This window comes from Chelativorans petroleitrophicus, from assembly GCF_025398195.1.
Lineage (GTDB): Bacteria > Pseudomonadota > Alphaproteobacteria > Rhizobiales > Rhizobiaceae > Chelativorans > Chelativorans petroleitrophicus.
In genome coordinates this window covers 212,423-229,955 of sequence record NZ_JAODNV010000008.1, presented here as the reverse complement: position 1 = coordinate 229,955, position 17,533 = coordinate 212,423, and the positions used below count along the sequence as shown (strand labels likewise).

Sequence of the window (17,533 nt, the reverse complement as noted above, 5' to 3'; positions counted from 1 at the left end):
CGGGCTTCGAGGAAAAGGTGCTCTGCCGCCATCGGCACTTTTCGGGCGAAGCTGGTTGACTTGCACCATGCTCAATGCGCTATTGCGGATAACGGGCTGCTGTCTGTGCGCGGGCGAACGAGCGTGGGCATGCCGGGTGGTCGAGCGCAGCAGGCGACGTGCGATGAAAGCGGCAGGCGCAGCGCGCGGGGCGGCGGAATTGGAGGAGGATAGCAACGGATGCATGTGCTGGTGATCGGCGCGGCCGGGATGATCGGCCGCAAGCTGGTCGAGAGGATCGCCGCCGAGGAGGGCGCGCTGGGCGGCGGGCTGGACCGGCTTACGCTCGTTGACATCGTCGAGCCTCCGATGCCGTCCGCCCTTGCGGCAGTGGCCTCCAGCGAGGCGCTGGACCTTTCTCAACCGGGCAGCGCGGAAAAGCTCGCGTCGGCGCGCCCGGATATCATCTTTCATCTGGCGGCAATCGTGTCGGGCGAGGCAGAGGCCGATTTCGAGAAGGGCTATCGCGTCAATCTTGACGGCACGCGCGCGCTTTTCGAGGCAATCCGTCTTGAGGGGCGGAAAGAGCCTTATCGTCCGCGGGTGGTCTTTGCTTCCTCCATCGCCGTTTTTGGCGCGCCCTTTCCAGAAAAAATAGGCGACGAGTTCTTCTCTACTCCGCTGACGAGTTACGGCACGCAAAAGGCCATATCGGAACTTCTGCTCGCCGATTATTCCCGTCGCGGCTTCTTTGATGGGATCGGCCTCAGGCTCCCCACCATCTGCATCCGTCCCGGCAAGCCCAACAAGGCGGCGTCCGGCTTCTTCTCCAATATTCTGCGCGAGCCGCTGGTGGGTGAGGAAGCTGTACTGCCGGTCGAAGAGGATGTGCGGCACTGGTTCGCGAGCCCCCGCGCGGCTGTCGGCTTTTTCATTCACGCGGCACGGCTCGACCTTGAGCAGGTGGGCCCGCGGCGCAATCTCACAATGCCCGGCCTGTCGGCCACCGTGGGCGAGCAGATCGAGGCGCTGAGGCGTGTTGCGGGCGAGAAAGCGGTGCGTCTCATCCGGCGCGAGCCGGATGCGACGATCCGCCGGATCGTCTTGGGCTGGCCCACCGATTTTGATGCGCGGCGCGCCGAAAAGCTTGGCTTCTCGGCCGAAAAGAGCTTCGATGACATCATCCGCATCCACATCGAGGATGAACTCGGCGGGACGATCGCCCATGGCGGGTAAGGGAAGATCCGGCGAAGGAAAGATCGCGCTGGTGACCGGAGGCGGCACCGGCATCGGATATGGCATCGCCGAGGCGCTGGCTGCGGAAGGCTATGTCGTCTTCATCTCGGGCCGCAGGCACGAGGTACTGGAACGTGCCGCCGAAGAGATTTCCAGGAAAACGGGCGGCCAGGTGAATGCCGTGGTGGCCGATGTAAGCGATCCCGATTCCGTCTCGGCCTTGTTTGCAGAGATCGAAAAGGCTCACGGTCGCCTCGACCTCCTGGTCAACAATGCCGGCGTCAACGCGCCGGCCGTTCCCGTAGAGGACATCACTTTCGAGCAGTGGAGCGCAGTCGTGGCAACGAACCTCACTGGCGCTTTTCTGTGCACGCAGGCGGCCATGCGGCTTATGAAGGCGCAGCGCCCGCGCGGCGGGCGCATCATCAACAACGGGTCCATCTCGGCCATCACGCCGCGGCCGCATTCCGCGCCCTATACCGCCACGAAGCACGCCATCACCGGACTTACGAAATCCACTGCGCTCGATGGGCGGCCCTTCGACATCGCCTGCGGCCAGATCGATATTGGCAATGCGGCGACCGACATGACCCAGCGGATGAGCACGGGCGTGCTGCAGGCGAATGGCGAGATTGCGCCCGAGCCGACCATCTCGGTGGCCCACATTGCCGAGGCCGTCGTGTACATGGCCGGGTTGCCGCTGGAGGCAAATGTGCTCAATATGACAGTTATGGCCACGAAGATGCCGCTGGTCGGCCGAGGGTAGAGAGAAGGTTTCGATAATGGCAGGTGTTCAGTTCATCGATGTGAAGAAGTCCTTCGGGGCGGTGAACGTCATCAAGGGCGTCAACATCGGCATAGACGACGGCGAGTTCGTCATCCTCGTGGGGCCGTCCGGCTGCGGAAAATCGACCCTTCTGCGCATGCTGGCGGGGCTTGAAAACATCACCGAAGGCGCGATCCGCATCGGGGACCGGGTGGTGAACACCGTGCCGCCGAAGGACCGGGACATCGCCATGGTGTTCCAGAACTACGCGCTCTATCCGCACATGACGGTGGCCGACAACATGGCCTTCTCGCTGAAGCTCAAGGGAACGCCCAAGGAAGAGCGCGACAGGCGCGTGAAGGCAGCCGCCGATATTCTCGGCCTGAACCAGCTCCTCGACCGCTACCCGCGCCAGCTTTCGGGCGGCCAGCGCCAGCGCGTGGCCATGGGCCGCGCCATCGTCCGCGACCCGCAGGTCTTCCTTTTCGATGAACCGCTCTCGAACCTTGATGCCAAGCTGCGCGTGGCCATGCGCGCGGAGATCAAGGAACTGCACCAGCGGCTGCAGACCACCACCGTCTATGTGACGCACGACCAGATCGAGGCCATGACCATGGCCGACAAGATCGTCGTGCTGCATGACGGCGTGGTCGAGCAGATCGGTGCGCCGCTCGACCTCTACGACAGGCCGGCTAATCTGTTCGTGGCGGGCTTCATCGGCTCGCCGGCCATGAACATGATCCGCGGCCAGATCGATCCGGAAAAGCGCACCACCTTCGTCACGGAGGACGGCACGAAGCTTCCGGTCGCCGATCCCGGCCCGGAGGCGGTGGGCCGCAATCTGGTCTACGGCGTCAGGCCGGAGTTCATCAGCCTCGATCCGGAAGGGTTGCCCGCCGAGGTGATCGTGATCGAGCCGACCGGCTACGAGACGCACATGATGGTCAAGCTGGGCGGCGAGGAAGTGAACTGCGTCTTCCGCGAGCGGGTGCAGGCCAATGCGGGCGAGGTGATCCGGTTGCGCATCGACGCCGACCGGGTGCACCTCTTCGACGCGGTTTCGGGGCAGCGGCTTTCGGCCTGAGTTGCTCTAGCCTCTGGACCGGCGGCCTCCGCCGGAATATTCTTGTAATGGATCGGCAACGGGCCGTCGACGGCGAGGCCGTGTGTGGTTCCGGCGCTGCGCCGGATGCCTGAACAAGCGTGAAAACCCTTCGTCAAGCTTTCTGAGGCAAGCTCAGCGAGGACAACACGGCTCTTGCGGGGCGGTCCGGCGCGGTCCGTGCGGCGAGGAGGGGCAGATGCGCATATATCCGGTAATCATCAGCGGCGGCGCTGGTTCTCGCCTGTGGCCACTGTCGCGCGATCTGCACCCTAAACCCTTCATCCGGCTGCCGGACGGCACGAGCCTCATCGGCCGAACCTATGCGCGTGCCGCGGCCCTGCCGGGCGTGGAACGAATCTTCACGGTCACAAACCGCGAGCTCCTGTTCTTGACCTCCGACATCTATGCGGAAAGGGGCGGGCCATCGCCCGAGAACGCGTTCCTGCTCGAACCTTTCGGGCGTGATACGGCCGCCGCGGTCGCGCTGGCGGCAAATCATGCAGCCGAAACGCTGGGAGCCGATGCCGTACTGCTCGTGCTGCCTTCGGATCACCTCATTCGCGATGAGGCGGCTTTCGCTGCGGCGGTCGAACGCGCTGCGGAACTGGCGGCGGACGGACGCATCGTCACCTTCGGCATCCGGCCGGAGCGGCCGGAGACGGGCTACGGATATATCGAAGCGGATGGCGAAGAAGTGCGGCGCTTCATCGAAAAACCGGATAAGAAGCGGGCCGCCGAATATGTCGCCAGCGGGAACACCTACTGGAATTCCGGCATGTTCTGCTTCAGCGCCGGCACGATGCTTAAGGCTATGGAAACCCATTGCCGCGACATCCTGGCCGGGGTGCGGGCGGCTCTTCAGGCCGCGCGCCGACTCGAAGCGGACGGACGCACGGTCATCGAGGTCGATGCAAAGGAATTCGAGGCCGTGCCCGCGATCTCGATCGACTATGCGGTCATGGAAAAAGTCGACAACGCGGCCTGTGTACCGGTGGATTGCGGCTGGTCGGACGTGGGATCCTGGGCGGCCATTTCCGAGCTGGTGGAAGCGGACGCAAGCGGCAACCGGCTGACGGGCGAGGCGTTGATCGAGGCGAGCCGGAACTGCTTCGTGCATTCGGAGGATCGCCTGGTCGGGCTAGTCGGCGTTTCCGATCTGCTGGTGGTCGATACGCCGGACGCGCTGCTTGTCGCGCACAAGGACAAGGCGCAGGAAGTCAAACGCCTCTATAATCGTCTCAAGGAAGGCAAGCACGATGCCGCGAAGCTGCACCGCACCGCGCACCGGCCCTGGGGCACCTACACCGTGCTTGAGGAGGGTGACCGCTTCAAGATCAAACGGATCGTCGTAAAGCCCGGCGCCACGCTCAGCCTGCAGGCGCATCATCACCGGTCTGAGCACTGGGTCGTGGTGAGCGGCACCGCGCTCGTCGTCAACGGCGATGAGGAGATCCTGCTGACCACCAACCAGTCCACCTATATTCCCTGCGGCTACAAGCACAGGCTGGCCAATCCGGGAATCCTGCCGCTGGTACTCATCGAGGTCCAGAGCGGCGATTATCTCGGGGAGGATGACATCGTCCGCTTCGACGATGTTTACGGCCGCTCCTGATCGCGTATCCGCTTATCGAAAATTTTCAGAAATTTTACTCCCGGCTATTTGTGTATAAGGAGTACGCTGGGTCAAAACGCGCATAACAGATCGAGACGCCACAACTTAGGGGCAATCACGATGCGCGACCGAAAACCCAGCAATGCCCGGCGGAAGCCATATGGCAGGCGCTGCGCACCAACCATACGCTGCGGCGCTTCTCCGGGCGGCTGATCCGCGTCACCAGAAAAGACTACTTCTTTTTCACGCAAGATGATCGAAGGTCTCGGGGCAGGCAGCCCTACCTTCGTGACCTGCGGCAAGAGCCCAGCCGGTCCTTCCCGCCCCCCGGGCCGGCTTCGCCCAAGGCCCCGTCCTGCCACACCTGTCAGGCGGGGCCTTGGCACCCTAACCTCCAAGGCCAGTGGAGCAATCGGGACAAAACCAGCGGCATGCCTTGCGCTGGCGCGTCATAGCCGGTCTTCCCGCCCCCCGGACCGACTCTGCCCAAGGCCCCGTCTTGCCGCGCCTTCGGGTGCCGTCAGGCGGGGTCTTGGGAACCGCCCTCCAACGCCGATGGAGCAACTGGAATAAGCCGGCGGCACGCCTTGCACGCCGGCACCTCGTCGCCGGTCTTCCCGCCCCCCGGACCGGCATGCCCAAGGCCCTGTCCTGCCGCGCCTGCAGGTGCTGTCAGGCGGGCCTTGGGAACTCTCAAAGGCAAGCAGTGAGCCTTCGGCAAGGCCAGATTGCGAACGTTCCTTCGAGGCTCTGTTGCGCCGGAGCGCGGCAGGCTATCTATAGCGCCGCAGTCCCATGCACGCGGAAGGCTTCTATGAACCCGGTGAGCATCGCGCTCCTTGCAGTTTCGACCGTGATCTTTGTCGCTGCTGCCAGCTCCGCCAAGAACTGGGCCCTGTCGAACGGCAGCTGGTTCTGGCTCGCTGCGACGCTCGGTCTCTATACGCTGGGCAATCTGATCATGCTGCGCCTGATCAAGGATATCGGCATGGGCATTGCCCTCAGCCTTTCGGCCGTCGTTCAGCTTGTCGCGGTAAACGCGGTCGCGCTCTTCTTCTTCGGCGAGCGTGTCGCACCCGTTCAGGGAGCCGGGCTGGTGCTTGCGATCGTGGCGGTGGTGATGATCACACTGTTGCCGGGCCGATAATAGCGACCGGACGGGCCGTTAGGCCCTCGCTTCCTGCGGGCGCTTAATGTGCGCGGCGGCTTCCAGGACAAGCGGCTTCAGCCCGTCGCCGCCCCGGTCGATGATCTCGAATAGCTGGCGGCGCATGCGGGGCTCCCAGAACTTGTTGATGTGGTCGGCCACGCCTTCCACCGCTTCCTCCCGCTTCATCGTCTCGAAAAAGCTGGCGATCTGGTTCGCCATGTAGATGAGCTTTTCTTTGCCGGTCTTGACACCTGCTTCATGCGACATTGGGGGCCGCTCCGCTCCTTACACGTTCCGGATGGGTAAAGATGTCGAATTCCTGTCCGCGGACAAGCGCGATCATGGTCATGCCGCACTGTTCCGCGGTGCTGATCGCTAGCGCCGTGGGGGCGGAAACGGCGATAAGCACCGGAGAACCGATCGCCGCCGCTTTCTGAACCATCTCGACCGAGACCCGGCTGGTGATGACCATCGCGCCCTCGGCGGCATTCACGCCCTGCCTCGCCAGGGCGCCGACCAGCTTGTCGAGGGCATTGTGGCGGCCGACATCCTCGCGCACGGCGACGATGCCTTTGCCCGGGATGTAGAGGCCCGCCGCATGCACCGCACCCGTCTGCTTGTGCAGGGTCTGTTGCAGCGAAAGAAGTTCCACCGATTGAGTGATTTCGCCGGGCTTGATCAGCCAGGAGGTTCCCGCCACGCTGGGGACCTGGCGCATCGCCTCTTCAATCGACTCGATGCCGCACAGCCCGCAGCCCACCGGACCGGCGAGCCGCCTGCGGCGCGCCTCGAAGCGCTTGTTGGCCGCGTCCTTCAGGCTGATCTGCACGTCGTAACCAACCCTCAACGCCTGCACGTTGATCGACTCGATTTCGCTTGCGGAGGACACGATGCCTTCCGTCAGGCTGAAGCCAAGCGCGAAATCCTCAAGATCGTCGGGTGTGGCCATCATGACAGCGTGGGTGGTCCCGCCATAGGACAACGCCACCGGCACCTCTTTCGGCACGATGCGCGCGCTGACGCGGACGCCCTTTTCCCGCTGGGCGGTGCGCAGGACCTTCGAAAGAGGGTTGGATGTCATGTCCAAGCGCTAACTCTCCCTGCAGCGAGGCCGCGCCGCCAGGAACGACGTTTCAGGTTCGGCAGGCTGTTCCTCGCCCCGGCTCCGCAGGGGCAAAGGAATGGCGCCTGTCATTCCGCCGGCTCCGCATGCACGACGCGGCGGCTCTTCTGCGCATGCTCCCGGTAGTCGCGCTGCCATTCGGTGGGGCCGTTGGAAGGCGACACCTGCACCGCCGTCACCTTGTATTCCGGGCAGCTCGTGGCCCAGTCGGCATATTCCGTGGTGACCACGTTAGCCTGCGTGTCCGGGTGATGGAAGGTCGTGTAGACCACGCCCGGCGCGACGCGGTTGGTCACCTTGGCGCGCAGCGTCGTCTCGCCGGCCCGGCTGGCGAGCTTCACCCAATCGCCGTCGCGGATACCGCGGTTCTCCGCGTCGAAGGGATGGATCTCCAGCCGGTCCTCGGCGTGCCAGACCACGTTGTCGGTGCGCCGCGTCTGCGCGCCGACATTGTATTGGGTCAGGATGCGGCCGGTCGTCAGCAGCAGCGGGAAGCGCGGGCCGGTCTTCTCGTCGGTCGCCACATAGGCGGTGCGGACGAACTTGCCCTTGCCGCGCACGAAACCGTCCACATGCATGACCGGCGTGCCGAGCGGCGCCTTCTCGTTGCAGGGCCACTGCACGGAGCCTTCGCGCTCCAGAAGGTCGTAGCTGACGCCGGCGAAGGTGGGCGTCGTGGCGGCGATCTCGTCCATGATCTCGGACGGGTGCTTGTAGTTCCAGTTGAGTCCCAGCGCCCGGGCGAGCTCCTGTGTCGCCTCCCAGTCCGCATAGCGGCTCTTGGGCTCCATCACCTTGCGCACGCGGTTGATGCGCCGCTCGGCGTTGATGAAGGTGCCGTCCTTCTCCAGGAAGGTGGAGCCGGGCAGGAACACGTGGGCGTAATTGGCCGTCTCGTTTAGAAAGAGATCATGGACGACCACGCACTCCATGGCGGCAAGCCCTTCGGCCACGTGCCGCGTGTTGGGATCGGACTGCAGGATGTCCTCGCCCTGGATGTAGATGCCCTTGAACGAGCCCTCGACGGCGGCGTCGAGCATATTGTTGATCCGGAGGCCCGGCTCCTCATCGAGCTTCACGCCCCAGATCTTCTCGTAGATCGCCCGCGTGGCCTCGTCAGAGATGTGGCGATAGCCCGGCAGCTCATGCGGGAAGGAACCCATGTCGCAGGAGCCCTGCACGTTGTTCTGGCCCCGAAGCGGGTTAACGCCCACGCCCGGCCGGCCGATATTGCCGGTGGCCATAGCAAGATTGGCGATCGCCATAACGGCGGTCGAGCCCTGGCTGTGCTCGGTGACGCCGAGGCCGTAATAGATCGCGGCGTTCCCGCCCGTGGCATAGAGACGGGCCGCGGCGCGGATGGTCTCAGCCGGAACGCCCGAAACCTTCTCCACGGCCTCCGGGCTATTCTCGGGCTGAAGCACGAACTCAGCCCAGTCCTCGAATGCGTCCCACTCGCAGCGCTCGCGCACGAAGGCTTCATCGACAAGGCCTTCCGACACGATCACATGCGCGAGCGCCGTCAGCACCGCGACATTCGTGCCGGGCCTCAACGGCAGATGATAGGCCGCCTCCACATGCGGCGTGCGCACGAGGTCGATGCGACGCGGATCGATGACGATCAGCTTCGCACCCTCCCGAAGACGCTTCTTCATCCGCGAGGCGAAGACCGGGTGGGCATCGGTCGGGTTGGCTCCGATCAGCATCACGACGTCGGCATGTTCGACCGAGTCGAAGTCCTGCGTGCCCGCCGAGGTGCCGAAGGTGGTCTTGAGCCCATAGCCCGTCGGCGAATGGCAGACGCGCGCGCAGGTATCGACGTTGTTGTTGCCGAAGCCCTGCCGCACGAGCTTCTGGACCAGATACGTCTCCTCATTCGTGCAGCGCGAAGAGGTGATGCCGCCGATCGCGCCACGGCCGTACTGGTACTGGATGCGCCTGAACTCCTTCGCCACATGGGCGAGCGCCTCTTCCCACGTCACCTCGCGCCAGGGATCCGTGATCTTTTCACGGATCATGGGGTTGAGGATGCGGTCCTTATGGGTGGCATAGCCGTAGGCGAAGCGGCCCTTCACGCAGGAATGGCCGCGATTGGCCTTGCCCTCCTTGTAGGGCACCATGCGCACCACTTGCTCGCCCTTCATCTCCGCCTTGAAGGAGCAGCCGACGCCGCAATAGGCGCATGTGGTGACCGTGGACCATTCGGGCATGCCGAGTTCGATCACGGATTTCTCGCGCAGTGCACCCGTGGGACAGGCCTGCACGCAGGCTCCGCAGGACACGCATTCCGATTCGAGGAACGGCTCGTTCATGCCAGCGGAAATGCGGCTCTCGAAGCCGCGCCCCTCCACCGTCAGGGCGAACGTGCCCTGCACCTCCTCGCAGGCACGGACGCAGAGCGAGCAGACGATGCACTGCGAGGGATCGTAGGCGAAATAGGGGTTGGAGAGATCGGGCTCCAGAAAATGGGGATTGGCGGCGCCGTCATGGGCGGGCCAGATATGATTCTCGCCCTCGCGGCCGTAGCGGATTTCCTTGAGGCCCACGGTCTCGGCCATCCTGGCCATCTCGCAGTCGCCCGCCGCACAAGCCGGGCAATCCTCCGGATGGTCTGACATGTAGAGTTCCATGATGCCGCGGCGGATCGCCTGCACGCGTTCGGTCTGCGTCGAAACTTTCAAGCCCTCGGCCACTGGCGTGGTGCAGGAGGCCGGCGTTCCGGCACGTCCTTCGATCTCCACGAGGCAGAGCCGGCAGGAGCCGAAGGCCTTCACCATGTCGTTGGCGCAGAGTTTCGGCACCTCGATGCCCGCCATGCGCGCCGCGCGCATGATCGACGTGCCTTCAGGAACGGTGACGTCCTTGCCGTCGATCGTCAGCGTGACTGTCTTGTCCGACCTGGAAGCCGGCGTGCCGTAGTCAATCTCGTTCACGAAGCACATGGTCTTCCTCCTATTCCGCTGCCTGCCGCACCGGCTGCGGGCGGAAGTCTTCGGGAAAATGAGTAAGCGCGCTCATCACCGGATAGGGCGTAAATCCGCCGAGTGCGCAAAGCGAGCCGAACTTCATCGTGTTACAGAGATCAGTAATGATCTCGATCTGGCTCTCGGGCTCAATGTTCCTTGCGAGTCTATCTAGAACTTCGACGCCGCGCGTCGAGCCGATGCGGCAGGGCGTGCACTTGCCGCAGCTTTCCACCGCGCAGAATTCCATCGCGAACCGCGCCTGCTTCAGCATGTCCACTGTATCGTCGAAGACGACGATGCCGGCGTGGCCGATAAGGCCGTCCTTCTCGGCAAACGCCTCGTAGTCGAAAGGTGTGTCGAACAGCGCACGCGGGAAATAGGCGCCGAGCGGACCGCCCACCTGCACGGCCTTGACCGGGCGCCCTGTGGCGGTGCCGCCGCCAATGTCGTCCACGATCTCGCCGAGCGTCAGCCCGAAGGCCGCCTCGAACAGGCCGCCATGTTTCACATTGCCGGCGATCTGGATGGGGATCGTGCCGCGCGAACGACCCATGCCGAAATCGCGGTAGAAGGCGGCACCCTTGTCAAGGATGATAGGCACAGACGCAAGCGAGATCACGTTGTTGATCACGGTCGGCTTGCCGAACAGGCCTTCATGCGCCGGCAGCGGCGGCTTGGCGCGCACCATGCCGCGCTTGCCTTCGAGCGAATCGAGAAGCGCCGTCTCCTCGCCGCAGACATAGGCACCTGCGCCGACGCGCACCTCCATGTCGAAGGCATGATCGGAGCCGAGCACGCTGCGGCCCAGGATGCCTGCCTTGCGCGCAACCGCAATGGCTTCGTTCAGGGCCCTTTCGGCATGCGGATATTCGGAGCGCAGATAGATGTAGCCCTTGTTGGCGCCCACCGCGATTCCTGCAATCGCCATGCCCTCGATGAGCACGAAGGGGTCGCCCTCCATGATCATGCGGTCGGCGAAGGTTCCAGAGTCGCCTTCATCTGCGTTGCATACGATGTACTTACGGTCCGCTTGCGCCTCAAGCACCGTCTTCCACTTGATGCCGGTAGGAAAGCCCGCGCCGCCGCGTCCGCGAAGGCCGGATTCGGTCACCTCGCCGACGATTTCGGCTGGCGTCATGGCAAGCGCCTTGCGCAAGCCCCTGAGGCCGCCATGCGCTTCGTAATCCTCCAGCGACAGCGGATCAGTGATCCCGCAGCGTGCGAAGGTGAGGCGTGTCTGACGCTTGAGAAACGGTATCTCCTCCGGAACACCGAGCAAAAGTGGGTGCGCTCCGCCGAAAAGGAAGCCACTGTCGAAAAGCGACGGAACATCTGAAGGTTTCACCGGCCCGTATGCCACCCGGCCCGATGCCGTCTCCACTTCCACCATGGGCTCCAGCCAGTAGAGCCCGCGCGAGCCGTTGCGGACGATCTTCGCCTCGATATTGCGCGTGGCAAGCTCCGCCGCCACCGCCTTGGCGACCTTCTCCGCCCCGAGCGCCAGCGCGCCAGAATCCCGGGGGATGTAGATCGTAGCGGTCATGCGCGCACCTCGCGTGCGATCTCCGCCGCCTTTTCCTCGTCCAGCCGGCCGATCACCTCGCCATCGAGCATTGCAGCAGGAGAGCAGGCGCAAAGGCCCAAGCAATAGACTTCTTCGAGCGTCACCGAACCGTCGGCGGCCGTCTCTCCAAATTTGACGCCAAGCAGGCTTTGCAATCTCTCCGCGATGGCTTCGCCGCCCATCGACTGGCAGGCCTCGGCGCGGCAAAGCTTGAGCACATGCCGGCCGGCCGGCTTCTCGCGGTAGTCATGATAGAAGGAGACGACACCATAGACCTCGGCCCGCGACAGATTCAGCGCATCCGCAATCACCGGCAGCACTTCGCGCGGCACATAGCCGAGCTCCCGCTGAATGCCGTTCAGGATCGGCAGAAGCGGGCCTTCTTCATGTCTCCATCGCTCGATGATGGGTGTGACGGCTGAGACGATCTCGGTATCAGCATGCTGCATTCTGCAGCGCCCTCCCTGGATTGGTCACAAGCGGAGGAATCCGGCAGTCACCGCCGCATTCCAGCCAGCATAGCATATGCGCCACGGGGCGGAAATCGCCACCGCGTCCCCGATGCTAAGGACACAAGCCGCGCAGGGCAACGCCTCAAGCGGCAAAATCCGTCGCAATGGTAACAGCCGCGTGCGGCCAACAGGCACCTTGGTTCGCATGCCCGCCTGCATTATGTCAGGAGCCAGCCCGGAGGCAAAACGAACAATGACCGTTACCCGCGAAGCTGTCATCGAGAAACTCTCCACCATCAAGGGACCGGATCTGAAGGGAGACATCGTATCCCTCGGTCTCGTCTCGGAAATCTTCATCGCGGACGGCAAGGTCTTCTTTTCCATCACCGTTCCGGCCGAGCGGGCGAAGGAGCTGGAACCCCTGCGTGAGGCCGCGGAGCGGGCCGTCAAGGAACTGCCGGGCGTCGCGAACGCCGTGGTCGCACTGACGGCGGAGCGGGAAGGCGGCGGTATGGGCGCGGCTCCACCCCCGCGCCCCCAGCAGCCGCTGAGATCGTCGCCGCCGCCACAGGCACGCGCACCGCAGGCCCGGCCGGCGGCCAAGGCCGGTGTGCCTGGTGTGGAGTCCATCATCGCGGTAGCAAGCGGCAAGGGCGGGGTCGGCAAGTCGACCACCGCCGTCAATCTGGCCCTGGGGCTGAAGGCGCTGGGGCTGAAGGTCGGCATCCTCGACGCCGACATCTACGGACCCTCCATGCCGCGTCTTCTCGGCATCAAGGGCAAGCCCGAGATGGTCGACTCCAGAACCATCAGGCCTATGGAGGCTTACGGCGTGCATGTCATGTCCATTGGCTTCCTCGTAGAGGAGGAGACGCCGATGATCTGGCGCGGACCTATGGTGATGTCCGCCCTGCGCCAGATGCTGCGGGATGTCGCCTGGCCGCAGCTTGACGTGATGGTGGTCGACATGCCGCCCGGAACCGGCGACGCGCAGCTTACGATGGCACAGCAGGTGCCGCTTGCCGGCGCCGTCATCGTCTCCACACCGCAGGACCTTGCTCTGATCGATGCCCGCAGGGGGCTCAACATGTTCAATCGTGTGGAGGTGCCCGTTCTCGGCATCGTCGAGAACATGAGCTACTTTCTCGCGCCTGATACGGGCAAGCGCTACGACATCTTCGGCAGCGGCGGTGCGAAGGCGGAGGCCGAGCGGCTGGGCGTGACCTTCCTCGGAGAAGTGCCCCTGACCATCGATGTGCGCGAGAGCTCAGACGCCGGCACGCCCGTGGTCGTTTCCGATCCGGATGGTGCGCAGGCGAGGACATATCGCGCCATCGCCGAAAAGGTACTTGAGAAGCTTCAGACGCAAGGCGCCGCCGGCAGGCAGGCGCCCAAGATCGTGTTCGAGTAGACTAGACGCTCTCCGCTTCGCGGGGGCCGCTGATTCGTTCGTTCAGCGCGGCGAAAAACTCCGAGGCCAGCTTCTTGGAGGTGGACTGGATAAGGCGGCTGCCGAGCTGGGCCATTTTGCCGCCCACGTCGGCCTTCGCCTTGTAGCTGAGGATCGTGGTGTCCGCCCCGTCCGCACTCAGAAGAACGTCGGCACCGCCCTTGGCGAAACCGGCGACGCCGCCCTTGCCCTCGCCGGAGATGGTGTAGGAATGCGGCGGGTTGAGGTTCGTCAGCTCCACCGTGCCGTTGAAGCGGGCCTTGATCGGCCCGATCTTCAGGGAAACAGTGGCCGCGAATTCCGTGTCGGACGTCTTCTCCAGTGTTTCGCAGCCGGGAATGCAATCCTTCAGCACTTCAGGGTCGTTCAGCGCGCGCCAGACGGTCTCCACCGGTGCGGCGATGCGCTCCTCGCCTTCGATGATCATGGCCATGGCTTATCCCTCCGGCTGAAAACGGTCATTGGCTAACGCAGCTCGCGCGCGTTGTCCACCGGGGCCGATCTTGCCGCCCCGTGGCGGATGCAATATCGATAATCCGGCAACCGGGAGGCACCGATGACCCAAGGCAGCAAAAGGAAGCGGCTCCGCTCGCAGGAATGGTTCGACAATCCGGGCAATCCGGATATGACGGCGCTTTATCTCGAGCGTTATCTGAACTACGGGCTGACGCGCGGTGAGCTTCAGTCCGGCAAGCCGTTGATCGGCATCGCCCAGACAGGCTCAGACCTTTCCCCCTGCAACCGCCACCACATCGAGCTTGCCAAGCGCGTGCGCGCCGGGATCGAGGCGGCGGGCGGCATTCCCTTCGAGTTTCCCTGCCACCCGATCCAGGAGACAGGGAAGAGGCCCACGGCCTCCCTTGACCGCAACCTGACCTACATGGCGCTGGTTGAGGTGCTCTACGGCTATCCCCTCGATGGCGTGGTGCTCACCATCGGCTGTGACAAGACAACGCCGGCGCTTCTCATGGCCGCCGCGACGGTGGACATTCCGGCGATCGCCTTCTCCGTGGGGCCGATGCTCAATGGCTGGCATGAAGGACGGCGCGTGGGCTCCGGCACGATCGTGTGGGAGGCGCGCGAAAGGCTGGCCACCGGGGAGATCGACTACGAGCAGTTCATGGAGCTCGCGGCGGCCTCCGCCCCCTCGGTGGGCTTCTGCAACACGATGGGCACGGCCTCCACGATGAACTCGCTGGCCGAGGCGCTGGGCATGCAGCTTCCCGGTTCGGCCGCTATCCCGGCGCCCTATCGCGAGCGCGGCCAGATGGCCTATGAGACGGGCCGGCGCATCGTCGAGATGGTGCATGAAGACATCAAGCCCTCGGACATCATGACCCGGGAGGCTTTCGAAAACGCTATCGTGGTCAACTCCGCCATCGGCGGCTCGACCAACGCGCCGATCCATCTCAACGCAATCGCCCGGCATCTGGGCGTGCCGCTCGACAATGACGACTGGCAGCGGATCGGCCACCACATCCCGCTTCTCGTCAATCTTCAGCCGGCAGGGGAATATCTGGGCGAGGATTACCATAGGGCCGGCGGCGTGCCGGCCGTGATATCGGAGCTGTTGAAGGCCGGCCTGCTACCTCATCCGGACGCGATGACGGTCAATGGCCGCACCGTGCGCGAGAACTGCCAGAACGCGGTGACGGTCGACGCCAATGTCATCCGTCCCGTGTCCAACCCTCTCAAGAAGGATGCCGGCTTCATCAATCTCAAGGGCAATCTCTTCGACAGCGCGATCATGAAGACCAGCGTGATCTCGGAGGAATTCCGCACGCGGTACCTGTCCGACCCGGACGATCCGGAGGCCTTCGAGGGGCGCGCGGTGGTCTTCGACGGGCCGGAGGATTTCCACCACCGGATTGACGATCCTGCCCTCGCCATCGACGAGCATTGCATTCTCGTCATGCGCGGCGCGGGACCGATTGGCTACCCGGGCGCGGCCGAGGTGGTGAACATGCGCCCGCCAAGCTATCTCATCAAGAAGGGCGTCCACTCGCTGCCCTGCATCGGAGACGGGCGCCAGTCCGGCACGTCCGCCTCTCCCTCGATCCTCAACGCTTCACCGGAAGCGGCGGCAGGTGGCGGCCTCGCGCTGCTCAAGACAGGCGACCGCATCCGGATCGACCTGAAGAAGGGCAGCGCAGACATGCTGGTGAGCGAGGAAGAGCTGGAGAAGCGCCGCGCCGCGCTTGAAGAGGCTGGCGGCTATCCCTATCCGGGCCACCAGACGCCCTGGCAGGAGATCCAACGCTCCATGGTGGACCAGCTTGCCGAGGGCATGGTGCTTAGGCCTGCCGTCGCCTATCGCCGGATCGCGCGCGAGAAGGGCGTGCCGCGCGACAACCACTGACGGGGAGGGCGGACAAGCGTCCGCCCGATACCCTCCCGCTCAATCCGCCAGCCTGATCGCCACCTCGGTTTCCCATTTTTAGGATCGGGCGCGCTCTCAGATCCGTCATCTCAGGATCCGTCAGGAGAGGCGGTATCCCGACAGCTCTGTCAGGCTGCAATCGAACGCTGCGAAACGATCGCGGCAAGTTCCCGGATTCCCGGCTCGATATGCTGCGGCTGGATGGAGGAAATGCCCAGACGCATGAAGCGCGAGGGGCGTTCCGGTCCGTCGAAGAACCGGGCTCCCGGTTCCACGATCACGCCGCGCGCCTTTGCCGCCCGTGCGATGGCCGCCGTGTCGCTGCCCGGTGGGCCTTCGAGCCATATGGACGTGCCGCCGGGAATGTCGTCCGCCTGCCAGTCCGGCATGAAGCGGCAGAGCGCCTCGTGCAGCCGGTGGCGCCGCTCCTCGTAAGCGGTTGACAGGCGCCGCACCAGCGCGTCGTGATGGCCGAGCGAGAGGAACAGCCCGACGGCACGCTGGTTGTTGGCCGGCGGATGCCGCAGCATGAAGCGGCGCAAGGCCCTCAGCTCCGATACCAGTTCGGCCGGGCCGACGAGATAGCCGAGCCGCAGGCCGGGCGCCAATGTCTTCGACATCGAGCCCAGATAGATGACTCGGCCCGTATGGTCGATTCCCTTGAGAGCGGCTTCCGGCGTCTCGTCTGCAAGCTGGCTGTCATAGTCGTCTTCGATGATGATCCAGTCGTTCTCCTCCGCTCCCGCAAGAAGCCGCTCGCGCCGCGCCCAGCTGAGCGGCGCCATGGTCGGGCAATGGTGGCTGGGCGTCACGAAGACGAAATTGGCTTCCGCGGGAATGGCGTCGACATTTATGCCGTCGCGGTCCACGGGCACGGAAAGGGTTTCCGCGCCCGCCAGGCGGAAGATGGAGCGCGCGTCAGGATAGCCGGGATTCTCCATCGCCACCCGCGCACCCCGCCACGTGAGCAGGGTGGACAGCATGTACAGCGCATGCTGCGCCCCCAGCGTGACCATGATCTCGTTGGGGTTGGCGAAAATGCCGCGCCGGGGAAGAAGCCGCGCCTGGATCTGCTCGATCAGAAGGGGATCGTCGCGGTCTACCATGTCCACCGCCCAGTTGCGGATTTCCAGCACGGCGAGCGCCATGCGGTTGCACTCGCGCCACTCGGCGGTGGGAAAGAGCGTGGGGTCGAACTGGCCATAGACGAAAGGGTAGGGGGCCTGCATCCAGTTCTCGTTCTTCGGAGGTCCGGGAAACTCGCTCGCCGTCATCCGCCGGCGCGCCTTCCAGTCGATCCTGCTCGCGCTGCGCGTCTTGCGCGGCGGACGTGGCGGCGCGGCCAGCACCTCCGGATTGACAAAGTGGCCGCGCCGCTCGCGTGCGATCAGAAAGCCCTGATCGACAAGCTGCTGGAACGCCAGAACGACCGTGCCGCGCGCCACTCCCAGCTTCTCCGCAAGCACCCGGCAGGAGGGCAACGGCATGGACGGCGCGATCTGCCGGTCCAGCACGGCTGCTACGATGGCCTGGCGAATCTGAGCTTGAAGCGTCTGAGTCGAATCGTGGGAAATCTTGATCAGGCCCGCCCAAAGGGCGGTGTCGTTCTTGGTCGGCATGGCATCCTCCGCCCGGGAGCCTAGCCGCATGTGGCACAGGCTGCAACCCTGGACCAAATTTCTGCGCCACGCGCGCCGCTCTGCCGCCGCTTCACTTTCAGGGGCCAAGGGCATAAGGTCCCCGCGCACGG

General features: G+C 64.4%; 14 protein-coding genes. 7 read left to right on the top strand and 7 right to left on the bottom strand.

Features of this window, described 5'->3' with window-relative positions; genetic code table 11:
• Positions 1-219 precede the first annotated feature (219 nt).
• From denD to NYR54_RS08455, 5 genes are all read left to right on the top strand, one after another.
• Entirely contained in the window at positions 220-1,215 is a 996-nt protein-coding gene (denD, locus tag NYR54_RS08475; RefSeq protein WP_261515190.1) for a D-erythronate dehydrogenase, read from the top strand.
• Positions 1,205-1,981, top strand: coding sequence for an SDR family oxidoreductase (locus tag NYR54_RS08470; RefSeq protein ID WP_261515189.1), 777 nt, complete (start codon positions 1,205-1,207; stop codon positions 1,979-1,981). The genes denD and NYR54_RS08470 overlap by 11 nt, the downstream gene beginning before the upstream one ends.
• 16 nt (positions 1,982-1,997) lie before the next feature.
• Entirely contained in the window at positions 1,998-3,065 is a 1,068-nt protein-coding gene (locus NYR54_RS08465) for an ABC transporter ATP-binding protein (RefSeq protein ID WP_261515188.1), read from the top strand.
• A gap of 217 nt (positions 3,066-3,282) precedes the next feature.
• Positions 3,283-4,698 (top strand): mannose-1-phosphate guanylyltransferase/mannose-6-phosphate isomerase, encoded by a 1,416-nt coding sequence (locus NYR54_RS08460; RefSeq protein WP_261515187.1) that lies wholly within the window; start codon positions 3,283-3,285, stop codon positions 4,696-4,698.
• 814 nt (positions 4,699-5,512) lie between these two features.
• Positions 5,513-5,845 carry a hypothetical protein gene (locus NYR54_RS08455; RefSeq protein WP_261515186.1) on the top strand — a complete coding sequence of 111 codons (333 nt, stop codon included), beginning with the start codon at positions 5,513-5,515 and terminating at the stop codon, positions 5,843-5,845.
• An 18-nt stretch (positions 5,846-5,863) separates the two neighbouring features.
• Here NYR54_RS08455 and NYR54_RS08450 read toward each other — a convergent pair whose 3' ends face one another.
• From NYR54_RS08450 to NYR54_RS08430, 5 genes are all read right to left on the bottom strand, one after another.
• Positions 5,864-6,115 carry a formate dehydrogenase subunit delta gene (locus NYR54_RS08450; RefSeq protein ID WP_261515185.1) on the bottom strand — a complete coding sequence of 84 codons (252 nt, stop codon included), beginning with the start codon at positions 6,113-6,115 and terminating at the stop codon, positions 5,864-5,866.
• Entirely contained in the window at positions 6,105-6,929 is an 825-nt protein-coding gene (gene fdhD / locus NYR54_RS08445) for a formate dehydrogenase accessory sulfurtransferase FdhD (protein ID WP_261515183.1), read from the bottom strand. Before fdhD ends, NYR54_RS08450 begins: the two co-directional genes overlap by 11 nt.
• Before the next feature lie 110 nt (positions 6,930-7,039).
• Positions 7,040-9,913, bottom strand: coding sequence for a formate dehydrogenase subunit alpha (fdhF, locus tag NYR54_RS08440; protein ID WP_261515182.1), 2,874 nt, complete (start codon positions 9,911-9,913; stop codon positions 7,040-7,042).
• A 10-nt stretch (positions 9,914-9,923) separates the two neighbouring features.
• Positions 9,924-11,480, bottom strand: a complete 1,557-nt coding sequence (locus NYR54_RS08435) for a formate dehydrogenase beta subunit (protein ID WP_261515181.1) — start codon at positions 11,478-11,480, stop codon at positions 9,924-9,926.
• Positions 11,477-11,950: a formate dehydrogenase subunit gamma gene (locus tag NYR54_RS08430; RefSeq protein WP_261515180.1), complete on the bottom strand. Its 474-nt coding sequence runs from the start codon at positions 11,948-11,950 to the stop codon at positions 11,477-11,479. Before NYR54_RS08430 ends, NYR54_RS08435 begins: the two co-directional genes overlap by 4 nt.
• Before the next feature lie 256 nt (positions 11,951-12,206).
• On the opposite strand from NYR54_RS08430, the gene NYR54_RS08425 reads away from it, so the two are divergent.
• Entirely contained in the window at positions 12,207-13,364 is a 1,158-nt protein-coding gene (locus NYR54_RS08425) for an Mrp/NBP35 family ATP-binding protein (RefSeq protein ID WP_261515179.1), read from the top strand.
• Position 13,365: 1 nt separating this feature from the next.
• On the opposite strand, the gene NYR54_RS08420 is transcribed toward NYR54_RS08425, so the two are convergent.
• Positions 13,366-13,836 carry an SRPBCC family protein gene (locus NYR54_RS08420; protein WP_261515178.1) on the bottom strand — a complete coding sequence of 157 codons (471 nt, stop codon included), beginning with the start codon at positions 13,834-13,836 and terminating at the stop codon, positions 13,366-13,368.
• A gap of 123 nt (positions 13,837-13,959) precedes the next feature.
• Here NYR54_RS08420 and NYR54_RS08415 point away from each other — a divergent pair, with 123 nt between their 5' ends.
• Positions 13,960-15,762: an IlvD/Edd family dehydratase gene (locus NYR54_RS08415; RefSeq protein WP_261515177.1), complete on the top strand. Its 1,803-nt coding sequence runs from the start codon at positions 13,960-13,962 to the stop codon at positions 15,760-15,762.
• Between the two features lie 149 nt (positions 15,763-15,911).
• Here the strand turns inward: NYR54_RS08415 and pdxR are convergent, their stop codons facing one another.
• On the bottom strand, positions 15,912-17,402 hold the full coding sequence (gene pdxR, locus NYR54_RS08410; protein WP_261515176.1) for a MocR-like pyridoxine biosynthesis transcription factor PdxR: 1,491 nt from the start codon (positions 17,400-17,402) through the stop codon (positions 15,912-15,914).
• Positions 17,403-17,533 lie beyond the last annotated feature (131 nt).

Bases quoted from the DNA above. Each gene is read 5' to 3' on its own strand.
- fdhF (WP_261515182.1), bottom strand. From the start codon at position 9,913: ATGTGCTTCGTGAACGAGATTGACTACGGCACGCCGGCTTCCAGGTCG.
- NYR54_RS08470 (WP_261515189.1), top strand. From the start codon at position 1,205: ATGGCGGGTAAGGGAAGATCCGGCGAAGGAAAGATCGCGCTGGTGACC.
- NYR54_RS08415 (WP_261515177.1), top strand. From the start codon at position 13,960: ATGACCCAAGGCAGCAAAAGGAAGCGGCTCCGCTCGCAGGAATGGTTC.
- NYR54_RS08435 (WP_261515181.1), bottom strand. From the start codon at position 11,480: ATGACCGCTACGATCTACATCCCCCGGGATTCTGGCGCGCTGGCGCTC.
- NYR54_RS08455 (WP_261515186.1), top strand. From the start codon at position 5,513: ATGAACCCGGTGAGCATCGCGCTCCTTGCAGTTTCGACCGTGATCTTT.
- denD (WP_261515190.1), top strand. From the start codon at position 220: ATGCATGTGCTGGTGATCGGCGCGGCCGGGATGATCGGCCGCAAGCTG.
- NYR54_RS08465 (WP_261515188.1), top strand. From the start codon at position 1,998: ATGGCAGGTGTTCAGTTCATCGATGTGAAGAAGTCCTTCGGGGCGGTG.
- NYR54_RS08420 (WP_261515178.1), bottom strand. From the start codon at position 13,836: ATGGCCATGATCATCGAAGGCGAGGAGCGCATCGCCGCACCGGTGGAG.
- NYR54_RS08460 (WP_261515187.1), top strand. From the start codon at position 3,283: ATGCGCATATATCCGGTAATCATCAGCGGCGGCGCTGGTTCTCGCCTG.
- NYR54_RS08450 (WP_261515185.1), bottom strand. From the start codon at position 6,115: ATGTCGCATGAAGCAGGTGTCAAGACCGGCAAAGAAAAGCTCATCTAC.
- pdxR (WP_261515176.1), bottom strand. From the start codon at position 17,402: ATGCCGACCAAGAACGACACCGCCCTTTGGGCGGGCCTGATCAAGATT.
- NYR54_RS08430 (WP_261515180.1), bottom strand. From the start codon at position 11,950: ATGCAGCATGCTGATACCGAGATCGTCTCAGCCGTCACACCCATCATC.
- NYR54_RS08425 (WP_261515179.1), top strand. From the start codon at position 12,207: ATGACCGTTACCCGCGAAGCTGTCATCGAGAAACTCTCCACCATCAAG.
- fdhD (WP_261515183.1), bottom strand. From the start codon at position 6,929: ATGACATCCAACCCTCTTTCGAAGGTCCTGCGCACCGCCCAGCGGGAA.